Raw genomic sequence first — 755 nt, 5'->3', positions numbered from 1 at the left:
TAGATACCCTGGTAGTCCACGCCGTAAACGATGTCTACTAGCTGTTCGTGGTCTTGTACCGTGAGTAGCGCAGCTAACGCACTAAGTAGACCGCCTGGGGAGTACGGTCGCAAGATTAAAACTCAAATGAATTGACGGGGGCCCGCACAAGCGGTGGAGCATGTGGTTTAATTCGACGCAACGCGAAGAACCTTACCTACTCTTGACATCTACGGAAGAACGCAGAGATGTGTTTGTGCCTTCGGGAACCGTAAGACAGGTGCTGCATGGCTGTCGTCAGCTCGTGTTGTGAAATGTTGGGTTAAGTCCCGCAACGAGCGCAACCCTTATCCTTAGTTGCCAGCACGTAATGGTGGGAACTCTAGGGAGACTGCCGGTGATAAACCGGAGGAAGGTGGGGACGACGTCAAGTCATCATGGCCCTTACGAGTAGGGCTACACACGTGCTACAATGGTATGTACAGAGGGAGGCAAGCTGGCGACAGTGAGCGGATCTCTTAAAGCATATCGTAGTCCGGATCGCAGTCTGCAACTCGACTGCGTGAAGTCGGAATCGCTAGTAATCGCAAATCAGAATGTTGCGGTGAATACGTTCCCGGGCCTTGTACACACCGCCCGTCACACCATGGGAGTGGGTTGCAAAAGAAGTAGGTAGCTTAACCTTCGGGAGGGCGCTTACCACTTTGTGATTCATGACTGGGGTGAAGTCGTAACAAGGTAACCGTAGGGGAACCTGCGGTTGGATCACCTCCTTA

1 rRNA gene is annotated in these 755 nt (G+C 52.6%); it reads left to right on the top strand.

Going from position 1 to position 755, the window contains the following annotated elements:
- A 16S ribosomal RNA gene (locus tag ACYVIC_RS19645) occupies positions 1-755 on the top strand; the annotation flags it as partial.

Source organism: Rheinheimera gaetbuli, assembly GCF_054781935.1.
This window is presented reverse-complemented; position numbering and strand designations above follow the sequence as displayed.